This is a genomic window from Allosphingosinicella sp. (genome assembly GCF_046295735.1).
Classification (GTDB): Bacteria; Pseudomonadota; Alphaproteobacteria; order Sphingomonadales; family Sphingomonadaceae; genus Allosphingosinicella.
The window spans coordinates 86,600-99,216 of record NZ_JBKBMQ010000006.1 but is presented as its reverse complement, the minus strand read 5'-3'; the positions used below and the strand labels follow the sequence as shown (position 1 = coordinate 99,216).

10 protein-coding genes are annotated in these 12,617 nt (G+C 71.4%); 5 read left to right on the top strand and 5 right to left on the bottom strand.

Going from position 1 to position 12,617, the window contains the following annotated elements; all coding sequences use genetic code 11:
- Positions 1-40: 40 nt before the first annotated feature.
- Positions 41-220 carry a hypothetical protein gene (locus ACK4K7_RS07280; RefSeq protein ID WP_431864761.1) on the bottom strand — a complete coding sequence of 60 codons (180 nt, stop codon included), beginning with the start codon at positions 218-220 and terminating at the stop codon, positions 41-43.
- 143 nt (positions 221-363) lie between these two features.
- Here ACK4K7_RS07280 and ACK4K7_RS07275 point away from each other — a divergent pair, with 143 nt between their 5' ends.
- Genes ACK4K7_RS07275 through ACK4K7_RS07265 form a run of 3 tightly spaced genes read left to right on the top strand, consistent with a single transcriptional unit; the run spans position 364 to position 6,815 of the window.
- Positions 364-573, top strand: coding sequence for a hypothetical protein (locus ACK4K7_RS07275; RefSeq protein ID WP_431864760.1), 210 nt, complete (start codon positions 364-366; stop codon positions 571-573).
- Between the two features lie 57 nt (positions 574-630).
- Entirely contained in the window at positions 631-2,595 is a 1,965-nt protein-coding gene (locus ACK4K7_RS07270; protein ID WP_431864758.1) for an autotransporter assembly complex protein TamA, read from the top strand.
- Positions 2,595-6,815, top strand: coding sequence for a translocation/assembly module TamB domain-containing protein (locus ACK4K7_RS07265; protein ID WP_431864756.1), 4,221 nt, complete (start codon positions 2,595-2,597; stop codon positions 6,813-6,815). The genes ACK4K7_RS07270 and ACK4K7_RS07265 overlap by 1 nt, the downstream gene beginning before the upstream one ends.
- A gap of 372 nt (positions 6,816-7,187) precedes the next feature.
- Here the strand turns inward: ACK4K7_RS07265 and glnA are convergent, their stop codons facing one another.
- Positions 7,188-8,600 carry a type I glutamate--ammonia ligase gene (gene glnA / locus ACK4K7_RS07260; RefSeq protein WP_431864754.1) on the bottom strand — a complete coding sequence of 471 codons (1,413 nt, stop codon included), beginning with the start codon at positions 8,598-8,600 and terminating at the stop codon, positions 7,188-7,190.
- 729 nt (positions 8,601-9,329) lie between these two features.
- On the opposite strand from glnA, the gene ACK4K7_RS07255 reads away from it, so the two are divergent.
- On the top strand, positions 9,330-10,745 hold the full coding sequence (locus ACK4K7_RS07255) for a Kelch repeat-containing protein (RefSeq protein ID WP_431864752.1): 1,416 nt from the start codon (positions 9,330-9,332) through the stop codon (positions 10,743-10,745).
- A 21-nt stretch (positions 10,746-10,766) separates the two neighbouring features.
- On the opposite strand, the gene ACK4K7_RS07250 is transcribed toward ACK4K7_RS07255, so the two are convergent.
- Together ACK4K7_RS07250 and ACK4K7_RS07245 are read right to left on the bottom strand one after the other, a co-directional pair.
- Entirely contained in the window at positions 10,767-10,976 is a 210-nt protein-coding gene (locus tag ACK4K7_RS07250; protein WP_431864750.1) for a helix-turn-helix domain-containing protein, read from the bottom strand.
- Between the two features lie 20 nt (positions 10,977-10,996).
- Positions 10,997-11,335, bottom strand: a complete 339-nt coding sequence (locus tag ACK4K7_RS07245; protein ID WP_431864748.1) for a P-II family nitrogen regulator — start codon at positions 11,333-11,335, stop codon at positions 10,997-10,999.
- A 129-nt stretch (positions 11,336-11,464) separates the two neighbouring features.
- Between ACK4K7_RS07245 and ACK4K7_RS07240 the strand changes: the two genes are divergently transcribed.
- Positions 11,465-12,247 carry an SDR family oxidoreductase gene (locus ACK4K7_RS07240; RefSeq protein ID WP_431864746.1) on the top strand — a complete coding sequence of 261 codons (783 nt, stop codon included), beginning with the start codon at positions 11,465-11,467 and terminating at the stop codon, positions 12,245-12,247.
- 2 nt (positions 12,248-12,249) lie between these two features.
- Here the strand turns inward: ACK4K7_RS07240 and ACK4K7_RS07235 are convergent, their stop codons facing one another.
- Complete coding sequence (locus ACK4K7_RS07235; protein ID WP_431864745.1) at positions 12,250-12,537, bottom strand: hypothetical protein; 288 nt, start codon at positions 12,535-12,537, stop codon at positions 12,250-12,252.
- Positions 12,538-12,617 lie beyond the last annotated feature (80 nt).

Here is a 12,617-nt window from a genome sequence, read left to right as displayed (position 1 = left end):
TTGCGCCGGGTGAACGGATGCGCGCGGCGGGCGGTTCCGGTCAGCGCCCGTTCTTGCGGTCCCACCAGTAGATGAGGCCGAGGATCAGCAGGCCGACGCCGAGCCCGGTCATGAAGCCGATGCTCGGCTGGCCGGCGATGGTGCCGGCGATCGCGCCGACGATGATCGAGATGGCGAGGAAGGACCCGCCCGATCGGGGCGCGCTTTTGGGTTCGGTCATGCCGTCCCCTTGGCATGGCGGCGCCCGCCGGGCAACGGCCGCGCGCCATGGTTTCCGCCGCGTTCAGCACCCTCCTTGGCGATTTCAAAAACGGCGCGGAGCTATAGCGGGTCTCCCGTTCGACACCTGCCGCGGAGCCGATCTTGCAGCATCTCCACGTCCCCGACCGCTCGGCCATCGCCGAGGCGGATGAGCTGATCGCGCGCTTCGGCGCCGAGGCCCCGCGCGAGGCGGCGGCGCGGGCGGCGCGCAGCCGCGATCTGGGCAATGTCGTTCACTTCTGCCGCTGGCGGACCGTCGAACGGGTGATCACGCTCCTCGCCGACGCGTCGCCGTCCGGGACAATCCACTAGAAACCAAGGGAATTTCTGTTCTGGTGCGGTACAGCTAGTACCGTTAGATTCGCGGCCATGTTGGAAGTCGCTGCGGGGCGGCGTCTGGCGGCGTCGCTCGCCGTCATGGCCCTCATCCTCTGCCATGGAGCCGCCTCGGCGCAATCCACCGATCCGTTCCAGGAATTGGACGGGCCGCTGGACCCGTCCGCGCCGCTCGATCCGATGCCGGACCTCGGCGTCGACTGGCCGGACATGGAAGGCGGCTTCGCCGACATTCCCGACATTCCCGACACCAGCATCGCCGACGCGGCGACGACGCGCGCCTATGACGTGCGGATCGAGGGGCTGGAGGAGGTGGAGGCGGAGGGACTGCTCGGCCAGTTCCGCGCCTTGTCCGCGCTGGAGGAGCATCGCGGCGATCCCGCCAACGCCGCCCAGATCGACCGGCGCGCGCGCGAGGACGCCGATCTGATGGCGGAGCTGCTGCGCGCCTACGGCTTCTACGACGCGCAGGTCCGCACCCGGGTCGACGCGGCGCCGGACGGGCGCATGGCGGTGACGCTGGAGGTGCGGCCGGGGCCGCTCTACCGCTTCGCCGACATACGCCTGCCGGGCCTCGAGACGGCCGGCGCGGACGCGGCGGCGCTGCGTTCGGCCTTCGCGGTGAACCCAGAGGATGCGGTCGACGCCGCCGCCGTGACCGCGGCCGAGGCGGCGCTCCGCGTCGAGCTCGGCCGGCGCGGCTATGCCTTCGCCGATGTCGGCGAACTCGACATCGCCGTCGACCACGAAACCCGCACCGCCACTCTCGTCCTGCCGGTGCGGCCGGAAGGCGCGCGGCGGTTCGGCGACGTGGTGGTGGAAGGCCGCCCGCTGTTCGGCGCCGGCCACATCCAGACGATCGCCCGTTTCGAACCGGGCGATCCCTACCAGGCGCCGCTGATCGAGGATCTGCGGCGGGCGCTGATCGCCACCGGCCTCGTCTCCACCGTCGCCATCCGGCCGGTGGCGCGGGAGGGGAGCGACGTGGTTGATCTCGCCGTCTCCCTGGAGCCGGCGCCGATGCGCACCATCGCCGGCGAATTCGGCTACGGCACCGGCGAAGGCGTGCGGCTGGAGGCGAGCTGGCAGCACCGCAACCTGCTGCCGCCCGAAGGCGCCGTCACCTTCCGCGGCGTCGCGGGCACGCGCGAGCAGCTGCTGTCGGCGACGCTCCGGCGCAACAATTTCCTGGAGCGCGACCAGGTGCTGACCGCCCAGGCCGCGATCAGCCACGTCAACCGCCGCGCCTATGACGCGCGCACCTTCCTCATTGCCGGCGGCATCGAGCGGCAGACCAACCTCATCTGGCAGAAGCAGTGGACCTGGTCGCTGGGCGCCGAGCTGATCGCCACCGACGAACGCGACGTCGACATCGCCACCGGCACCACCCGCCGCCGCACCTTCTTCATCGGCGCGATCCCCGCCTTCCTGGGCTATGACGGGTCGAACGACCTGCTCGATCCCACCTCCGGCTTCCGCCTGTCGGGCCGCTTCTCGCCGGAAGCCTCGCTGCAGGACGGCGCGTTCGGCTATGCCCGCGCGCAGATCGACGGGACCTTCTACCAGCCTCTCTCCGACACGGTGACGCTGGCGGGCCGCGGCCGGCTCGGCACCATCTTCGGCGCGAGCCGCGACCGCATCGCCCCGTCGCGCCGCTTCTATGCCGGCGGCGGCGGATCGGTGCGCGGCTACGGCTTCCAGCGGATCGGCCCGCGCGATCCGGTGTTCGACGATCCGATCGGCGGCCGCAGCCTCGCCGAATTCGCGATCGAGGCGCGCATCCGCGTCGGCGATTTCGGCATCGTGCCCTTCGTCGATGCCGGCAACATCTCCACTTCGCCGCTGCCGCAGTTCGACGAGCTGCGGGTGGGCGCGGGGATCGGGGTCCGCTACCATACCAGCTTCGGCCCGATCCGGGTCGACGTCGGCACGCCGCTCAACCCCCGCCCCGGCGATCCCCGCATCGCCGTCTATGTCGGCCTCGGCCAGGCCTTCTGATGGCTGAGCAGGCCCTCGACGCCGACGCGGCACCGGCTGAGGCCGATGTCGTGCGGGTGCGGCGGGGACCGGGCTATTGGGCGGCGGGGCTGCTGAAGGCACTGGTCGCGCTCGCGCTGGCGCTGATCCTGCTGGTCGGCGCCTTCGTCGTCGTGCTGGACACCGGGATCGGGCACCGCTTCATCCTCGATCGCATCGCCGCCGTCGCGCCCGAATCCGGGCTGCGCATCCGGGTCGGGCGGATCGAAGGCTCGATCTGGGGCCGCACCGGTCTTCGCGACGTGCGGCTCTACGATCCTGAAGGCCTGTTCGCCGAAGCGCCGCTGATCGAACTCGACTGGCGGCCCTACGCCCTCGTCGCCAACCGCCTGCTGATCCACGAGGCGCAGTCCGATCTCGTCATCCTCCACCGCCTGCCCGAGCTGATCCCGGCCGAGGAGCCGGGGCCGATCCTACCCGAAATGGACATCCGCATCGACCGTCTGGCGGTCGCCCAGATCCGCATTGAGGAAGCGGTGACCGGCGAGCGGCGGGCGGGCAGCCTCGCCGGCGAGATCGACATCCGCAAGGGCCGCGCTTTGGTCGATCTCCAGGCGGAGCTGCGCGACGGCGGCGACCGGCTGGCGCTGCGCATGGACGCGGAGCCGGACCGCGACCGCTTCGACCTGGAAGTGCAGCTGCGCGCGCCCGCGAACAGCCTGCTCGGCACGCTCGCCGGCACCCGCCGCCCGATCCGGCTGGACGTGACCGGCGACGGCAGCTGGACGCGCTGGGCGGGCACGGCCCGCATGGAATTGTCCGGCCAGCGCGTCGCCGATCTGCAGCTGACGATGAACGAGGGCCGCTACCGCGCGGCGGGCGCGCTCCAGGTCTCGCAGCTGCTGCAGGGCAAGCTGCAGCGGCTGACGGCGCCGCGCATCCTGATGAACGCCCAGGGCCGCTTCGCCGACCGGCGCTTCGACGGCACCATCTCGGCGCGCTCGGCCGCGCTGCGGGTGGAAACGCGCGGCGGCTTCAGCCTGGGGCGCGCCGGCTTCGACGATTTCCGCATCGCGGCCGAGCTGCTGCGGCCGCCGGCCCTGTTCACCAACATGACCGGCCGCCAGGTCCGGCTGACCGCCTTGCTGGACGGCGCGCCGGCGCGGGCGCGCTTCGTCTACCGGCTGACGGCGCCGCGCATCGCCTTCGACGACACCGGGTTCGAAGAGGTGCGGGCGGAAGGCGCCGGCCGCCTCAGCCGCTGGCCGGTGACGGTGCCGATCCGGGTCACCGCCGCGCGCGTCACCGGCGTCGGCGACGTGGCGGGCGGCATCCTGCGCAACCTCGACGTCGCCGGCCCGCTGCTGCTGACGCCGCGGCGCCTGTCGGGCGAGGGGCTGGTGCTGCGTTCGGACCGGCTGCAGGGCCGGCTCGGCCTGCTGGTCGATCTGCGCACCGGCGAATATGCGGTGGCGGTCTCGGGCGGGATGCAGCGTTACGCCATCCCCGGCCTCGGCATCGTCGACGTGCAGAGCGACCTGCGCGCCGTGCCCGGCCCCGGCGGGCGCGGCACCGTGGTGACCGGCACCGGCCGCGCCTTCGTGCGCCGGCTGGACAATGAATTCCTGCTCTGGCTCGGCGGCGGCCTGCCGCAGCTCGAAACCGGCATCGTGCGCGGGACGGACGGCATCATCCGCTTCGAAAATCTGCGCATCGCCGCCCCCTCGCTGCGGCTCGCCGGCAGCGGCCTTCGTCGGCGCGACGGCACCTTTCAGTTCGAAGGCGGCGGCGCGCACGGCGAATATGGCCCGGTGCGGCTCAGCCTCGACGGCGACATCAGCCGCCCGCGCATGGCGATCCGGCTGCCGCGCCCGCTCGACGCGCTCGGCCTCGCCGACGTGCTGCTCAACCTCGATCCTTCCGCCGAAGGCTTCGCCTGGCGCGCCGAGGGCGGGTCGATGCTGGGGCCGTTCGCCGGGCGCGGGGCGATCCTGCTTCCCGCCGGCGCGCCGGCGACGATCGAGGTCGCGAACCTCGCCGTGTCGGGGACCAATGCCCGCGGCGCGCTGCGTTCGGTGGACGGCGGCTTCGCCGGCCGGCTCGACGTGTCGGGCGGCGGGGTCTCGGGCCATCTCGGCTTCGCGCCGCTGGCGGGCGTGCAGCGGATCGAGGCGGATCTCGCCGCCGTCGACGCCCGCTTCCTCGGCGATCCGCCGCTCGCCATCCGCGCCGGTCGGCTGCGCGGCGCGCTGCTGCTCGATCCTGCCGGCGCCTCGATCGAGGCGCAGCTCGCCGCGCGTGGGGTCAGCCGCGGCGGCCTTTCCATCGCCAACGTCACCGCCCAGGCCAGCCTGCGCGGCGGCGCCGGCCAGGTGCGGGCCGAGATCGCCGGCTCGCGCGGCCGCGACTTCAGCTTCGCGACCATCGCCGACGTCGCGCCGGGCCGGATGCGGCTCACCGGGCGCGGCACCGTCGACCGGCGGCCGATCGAGCTCACCGCCCCGGCCCTGCTCACCCGCGAGGGCGACGACTGGCGGCTCGCCCCCGCCAGCCTGCGCTTCGCCGGCGGCTCGGCGACGGTCGGCGGCCTGTTCGGCGCCAACCGTACCGAATTCGACGCGCGGCTCGACGCCATGCCGCTCACCGTCATGGACGTCTTCTACCCGCGCCTCGGCCTCGGCGGCATCGCGTCGGGCACGCTCAGCTACCGCGCGCCGACCGGTGGGGCCGCGCCCGCGGGCGACATGAACCTGCGCGTGCGCGGCCTCACCCGCGCCGGCCTCGTCCTCGCCTCCCGTCCAGTCGACGTCGGCATCGCCGCGCGGCTGCAGGGCGCCAACGCCGCGATGCGCGCCATCGCGGTCAGCGAGGGCCGCACCATCGGCCGGGCGCAAGCGCGGCTGGCGCCGGTGCCGCTGGACGGCGGCGACCTGTTCGACCGGCTGTCGCGCGCGCCCTTGTTCGGCCAGCTGCGCTACAACGGCCCGGCCGACACGCTGTGGCGGCTGACGGGCGTCGAGCTGCTCGATCTGTCCGGCCCCGCCGCCGTCGGCGCCGACGTGACCGGCACGCTCAGCGATCCGCGCATCCGCGGCTCGGTCCGCACCGATCAGGCGCGGCTCGAAAGCGCGGTCACCGGCATGGTGGTCGAAAACATCCGCTCGGCTGGCCGGTTCGACGGCTCGCGCCTCGTCATGGACCAGTTCCAGGGCACCACCGCCCGCGGCGGCACCGTATCGGCGCGCGGCGTCTTCGATCTCGCCGCCGCGCGTGGCTTCGGCATGGACCTGCGCGTCGACGCCAATGCCGCCCAGCTGCTCGACCGCGACGACATCCGCGCCCAGGTGACCGGCCCGCTCACCATCCGCTCCGACGGCGAGGGCGGCACGATCGGCGGCGACGTGACCCTGGTCTCCGGCGCCTTCCGCCTCGGCAGCGCCACCTCGGCGGCGCAGGTCCCGCGCCTGCCCGTGCGCGAGCTCAACCGGCCGGATCAGGACATCGCGCCTCTGGTCCGCCGCGTCGCGCCCTGGCGGCTCGCGCTCAACGTCTCGGCGCCACGCAACATGCAGGTGACCGGCCTCGGCATGACCAGCGAATGGGGCGCGGACGTGCGCATCGCCGGCACCGTCACCGAACCGCGCATCACCGGCAATGCGGAGCTGATCCGCGGCAGCTACGATTTCGCCGGCCGGCGCTTCGATCTCACCCGCGGCACGATCCGCTTCCAGGGCGAATCGCCGATCAACCCGGTGCTCGACATCCTCGCCGAAGGCGGCGCGCGCGGCCTCAACGCGCAGATCCGCGTCACCGGCCGCGGCCAGGCGCCCGAAATCGCCTTCACCTCCACCCCCGCCTTGCCGCAGGACGAGCTGCTGAGCCGGCTGCTGTTCGGCACCTCGATCACCAACCTCACCGCGCCCGAGGCGCTGCAGCTCGCCGCCGCCGTCGCCTCGCTCAACGATCCCTCGGGCGGGCTCAATCCGATCAACGCGGTGCGCCAGGCCGTCGGCCTCGATCGCCTGCGCATCCTGCCCGCCGACGTGACGCAGGGCACCGGCACCGCGCTCGCGGCCGGCAAATATCTCGGCCGCCGCGTCTATGTGGAGGTGGTGACGGACGCGCGCGGCTATTCGGCGACGATCGTCGAATATCAGATCACCCGCTGGCTCTCGCTCCTCTCCTCGATCTCGACCATCGGCCGCGAAAGCGTGAACCTGCGCGTCTCCCGCGACTATTGAGCCCCCGGCCGCCCCAGGCGCGGCGACCCACAACCCCCGGACGCGACGAAGGCCGCCATCCTGGGGACGGCGGCCTTCGGGTTGCCCTTCCTCGGAAGGGCGGGATCCTTCGATCGACGGGTCCTTAGAGGACGCCGAAGAGCAACAGAAGGATCAGAATGCCGGCGGGGACGCCGAGCAACCACAATACAAGGGCGGGAAGCATGTCGTGTCTCCTAACTTTGTTACCTGCTGATAAAACAGGCGGGGGCGCCGCGCGGTTCCACGGGTCGCCGCAAAGGTCGGGAGACGCCAGCATTCATCCTTGCGGGACAATGACTTGACTGTCAATCCCCGGCGCGGCGGGCGCCGGGGATCGGCCGCAATTCCGGCTCAGCTCGAATAATACATGTCATATTCGACCGGGCTGGGCGTCGTCTCCCAGCGCAGCTGCTCTTCCCATTTGAGCTCGATATAGGCGTCGATCTGGTCGTCGCTGAACACGTCGCCCCGGGTCAGGAAGGCGCGGTCGTTCTGCAGCTCGATCAACGCCTCGCGCAGGCTCCCCGACACGGTCGGCACGTTGACCAGCTCCTGCGGCGGCAGGTCGTAGAGATTCTTGTCCATCGGGTCGCCGGGATGGATGCGGTTCTCGATCCCGTCGAGCCCGGCCATCAGCAGCGCGGCATAAGCGAGATAGGGGTTGGCGAGCGGATCGGGGAAGCGGAACTCCACCCGCTTCGATTTCTCGCCGGTGCCGTAGGGGATGCGGCAGGAGGCGGAGCGGTTGCGGCTCGAATAAGCGAGCAGCACCGGCGCCTCGAAGCCCGGCACCAGACGCTTGTAGCTGTTGGTGGTGGGGTTGGTGAAGGCGTTGAGCGCCTTGGCGTGGCGGATCACGCCGCCGATGAAGAACAAGGCGGTCTCCGACAGGCCGGCATAGCCGGTGCCGGCGAACAGCGGCTTGCCCTTGTCCCAGATCGACATGTGGACGTGCATGCCCGATCCGTTGTCCTTGGCGATCGGCTTGGGCATGAAGGTCGCGGTCTTGCCGTAGGCATGGGCGACCTGGTGCACGACATATTTGTAGATCTGCATCCGGTCGGCCGTTTCGACCAAAGTCCCGAAGGTCAGGCCCAGTTCGTGCTGGGCGGCGGCGACCTCGTGATGGTGCTTGTCCATCGGCAGGCCCATTTCCAGCATCGTCGACACCATCTCGGCGCGGATGTCGATGGCGCTGTCGACCGGCGCGACCGGGAAATAGCCGCCCTTGGCGCGCGGCCGGTGGGCGAGATTGCCGTTCTCATATTCGCGGCCGCTGTTGGTCGGCAGCTCGATGTCGTCGATCCGGAAATAGGACGTGTTGTAACCGTCCTCGAACCGCACGTCGTCGAACATGAAGAATTCGGCTTCCGGCCCGACGAAGATGGTGTCGCCGATGCCGGTGGACTTGAGATAGGTCTCGGCGCGCTTGGCGGTGGAGCGCGGATCGCGGGCGTAGAGCTCGCCGGTGCCCGGATCGACGACGTCGCAGAACAGGACCAGCATCGGCGTCGCCGAGAACGGGTCCTCGTAGACCGCGTCCAGGTCCGGCCGCAGGATCATGTCGCTCTCGTTGATCGCCTTCCATCCGGCGATCGACGATCCGTCGAACATGAAGCCGTCGGTCAGCATGTCCTCGTCGATCACGCCGGCGCACATCGACAGATGCTGCCACTTGCCCTTCGGGTCGGTGAAGCGCAGGTCCACCCACTCGATCCCCTCGTCTTTGATGCGTTTCAGGATGTCGTTCGCGCTGGTCGCCACGGCTGCTTCCTCATGATGGTGTCGGATCGCGCCGCGGAATCGCCCCGGCGCCTCGCAAAACCCATCACGCCCCCACTCCGCCCCGTCCAGCCCGGGTGAAGAATTCACGTGGAGGAACCGCCGCACCATCCTCCCTGTGGAGCGAAGCTCCATGGGGAGGGGGACCATGCGGAGCATGGTGGAGGGGCAAAAGGCGCCCGCCAGCTCGCCCCGCCTTGGCCCCTCCACCAGCCTGCGGCCGGTCCCCCTCCCCATCGCCTTCGGCGACAGGGAGGACGTGACGTCCCCACCGCGCGACACCTCACCATCCTCCCTGTGGAGCGCAGCTCCATGGGGAGGGGGACCGCGCGCCGCGCGGTGGAGGGGCAAGCAGCGCCCGCGAGCCTGCCCCACCTTGGCCCCTCCACCAGCCTGCGGCCGGTCCCCCTCCCCATCGCCTCCGGCGACAGGGAGGATTGGGCGCATCAGAAATCGCTTTCCTACAGGTGAACCTTTGTGGTTCAAGAACGAATGATCTACGAACCGCATCACCCACCATTGATCGACCCGGTCGCTCAAAAACCCGTGACTGATCGACGGGATTTTTCCCGCACGCCGAACCTTCCTAACCTTAGCCGATTCGGCGCTCCGACTCGGGTCCCGCCCGGCACCGGACCGGGACCGTTACTTTCGGCCTATGGCGCCCCCTCCCGGCCGGTGGCAGTCTCCCGGAAAACCGAGGAGGCGCGGATGAGGATCGGACGGACGGGGGCATTGGCCGGCGCGGCGGCGCTGGCGCTCGGCATCGGGGTGGCGGCGGCCGCCCAGCAGCAGTCGCAGCCGGCGGCGCCGGCGCCGCAGCCGGGGGCGCCGCCCGCGGTCGGGATGGGCATCGGGCTGGAGGACGGCCCGGACGGCCCGCGAATCGCTCTGGTCGCGCCGGGCGGCACGGCGGCGGCGATGGGGCTGCAGGTCGGCGACGTGCTGCTCGCGGTCGGCGGGCGCCCGCTCACCGAGCCTTCGGTGCTCACCGCCTATCTCCAGTCGCTGCGCGTCGGGGACCCGGTCATGGTCCGCATCCGGCGCGACGGGCGCGAGATCGAGCTGACCGGGCGGGCGCTGCCGCCCGCTCCCGGGCAGGGCGCCGCCCCGTCGGCTCCGAACCGCTCCACGCCGGTCGAGGCGGGCGAGCTGCGCGAGACCTGGAACGACCGGGTGAGCCAGGGGCCGCCGGTCGGCGCGATGCGGGAGTTCGACGGGTGGAGCATGGGCGCGACCATGCCGCTGCCGCGCTCCGAACATGCCGTCGCCGAGTTCGACGGCAAGATCTGGGTGCTCGGCGGCTATCCGCCCGGCCGGCTCCCCTCCAACCTCGTCCAGGTCTACGATCCCGCGACGAGCCGCTGGTCGCTCGGCCCGGCTTTGCCCGAGCCCATCCACCACACCCATGTCGCGGCGGTCGGCGGCCGCATCTACGTGCTGGGCGGCGAGGTCGAGGGCGCGAGCACCGGCCGGCCCGAACGCTTCGTGTCGGACGTGTGGATGCACGATCCGGCGGTCGGCGGCTGGGTGCCGCGCGCGCCGATGCCGACCGCGCGCGGGGGCGGCGGCAAGGCGGTGCTCGACGGCAAGATCTACGTCGCCGGCGGCCGCCCGCCGGGCGGCTCCGCTTTCGAGGTCTACGATCCGGCGACCGACAGCTGGGAGAAGCTTCCCGACCTGCCGACGCAGCGCAACCATCTCGCCATGGTGGCGCTGGGCGGCAGGATCATCGTCGCCGGCGGGCGCACCGGGCCGGGCGCGACGGCGGAGCGGGTGGACGTCGTCGAGATCTACGATCCGGCGACCCGCCGCTGGACGCGCGGCGCCCCGCTGCCGGCGCCGCGCGGCGGCATCACCGGCGCGGCGCTCGGCGGCTGCATGTTCGTGTTCGGCGGGGAGGGGGAGCCCAACCATGTGCTGAACCTCACGCCCCACACCTACGCCTATGATCCGCGCGCCGATCGCTGGACGCAGCTCGCCGACCTTCCGATCGCGGTCCACGGACTGAAGGGCAGCGCGGTGATCGGCGGGCGCATCTTCCTGCCCGGCGGGGGCATCACGCTCGGCGGCAACAGCGGCACCAATGCGATGCAGGTCTACCGCCCCGCGATGCGCTGCGAATGAGCGGCGGGGCGGGGGCTCTCGTCAGTAGATGCGGCGCTGCGCGGCGATGAGCATGCGCAGCAGCATGGCGACGGGGCGGGGCACGCCCACCTTGCCCTCCAGCCACAGGCTGACGGCGGAGCGGGAGACGCCGATGGCGTTGGCGAGGTCGTTCTGGGTCCGGTAGCCGAGCGTGCGCATCGCGGCGCGCAGCTCGTCGGGCGACATAGAGGCGAGCATCGGGTCCGCCATCGGCCTCGTCCCGGGGTCGCTCAGATCGCGTCCGATCCGCGCTCGCCGGTGCGGATGCGCAGCGCCTCCTCGACCGGCAGGACGAAGATCTTGCCGTCGCCGATCCGGCCGGTGCGCGCCGCGTTGGCGATCGCCTCCACCACCCGCTCGGCCAGGCCGTCCTCGACCACCACTTCCAGCTTCACCTTGGGGAGGAAGTCGACGACATATTCGGCGCCGCGGTACAGCTCGGTATGGCCCTTCTGCCGGCCGAAGCCCTTCGCCTCGGTCACGGTGATGCCGGACACGCCCACTTCGTGCAGCGCCTCCTTCACCTCGTCGAGCTTGAACGGCTTGATCACCGCCTCGATCTTCTTCACGCGCGCCTCCAAAGCTTTGCCGGCGTTAATACAGGGGGCGCGGGGGCGCGCAAGCGCCGAGCCGCGCGTCTCTTGCCGAACCGCCGCGTCTCCCTCTAGGAGCGGTGCCGAAGAGACCAGGGAGGATCCATGAAACTCGATTCCAACATCGCCGCCGTCGTGACCGGCGGCGCCTCGGGCCTCGGCGAGGCGACCGCGCGGGCGCTGGCGGCGCGCGGCGTCAAGGTCGCGATCTTCGACCGCAACGCCGATCTCGGCGAAAAGGTCGCCGGGGAGATCGGTGGCATCTTCTGCGAAGTCGACGTGACCAGCGACGAAGCGGTCGACGCGGGCTTCGCCAAGGCGCGCGCCGCCCACGGGCAGGAGCGGATCTGCGTCAACTGCGCCGGCGTCGCCAATGCGGTGAAGACGGTCGGCCGCGACAAGCAGACCGGCGAGGTGAAGCGCTATCCGATCCACCAGTTCGAACTGGTCATCGGGATCAACCTCATCGGCACCTTCCGCGTGCTCGCGGCTTCCGCGGCCGGCATGGCCGATCTCGAGCCGCTGGAGGACGGCGAGAAGGGCGTGATCGTCAACACCGCCTCGGTCGCCGCCCAGGACGGGCAGATCGGCCAGGCCGCTTATTCCGCGTCGAAGGCCGCGGTGCTCGGCATGGCGCTCCCGATCGCGCGCGACCTGATGGGCGAGGGCATTCGCGTCAACACCATCCTGCCCGGCGTGTTCGAGACGCCGATGGTGGCGATGATGCCGCAGCAGGTGAAGGACGCGCTCGCCGCCCAGGTGCCGTTCCCGAAGCGGCTCGGCCAGCCCGAGGAATATGCCCGCCTCGCCGTCTTCATGGCGGAGAACAGCTATCTGAACGGCGAATATGTCCGTCTGGACGGCGCGATCCGGATGGCGCCGCGCTGATCCTACAGCGCCTGCGCGTCCCGCTGCAGCCGCAGCATCGTGGAGGCGCAGGCGTTGATCCGCCCCTGGCGGCGATAGAGGTGGAGCCGGGCGAGCGCGCAGGAAATGGCGCCGAGCCTGCGCAGCCGCTCGGTATCGCGGGTGGCGCCGCGCAGCAGGTCGAGCGCACGGTGGACCTGCGCCTCCGCCGCGGCGCCGACCACGCCTTCGCGGGCGGCGCGGAGCAGGCTCGCCTTCGCCGCCGCCGCGGCGGCGTCGGTCAGGTCGAAGCTGGAAAGCGCCTGTGCCATTCGGGGGAAGCTAGCCGACCATGGTTAACGAAAGGTAGCGCACAAGCCTGCTGACATGGATGAAGGTTGCTCCTAGGCTG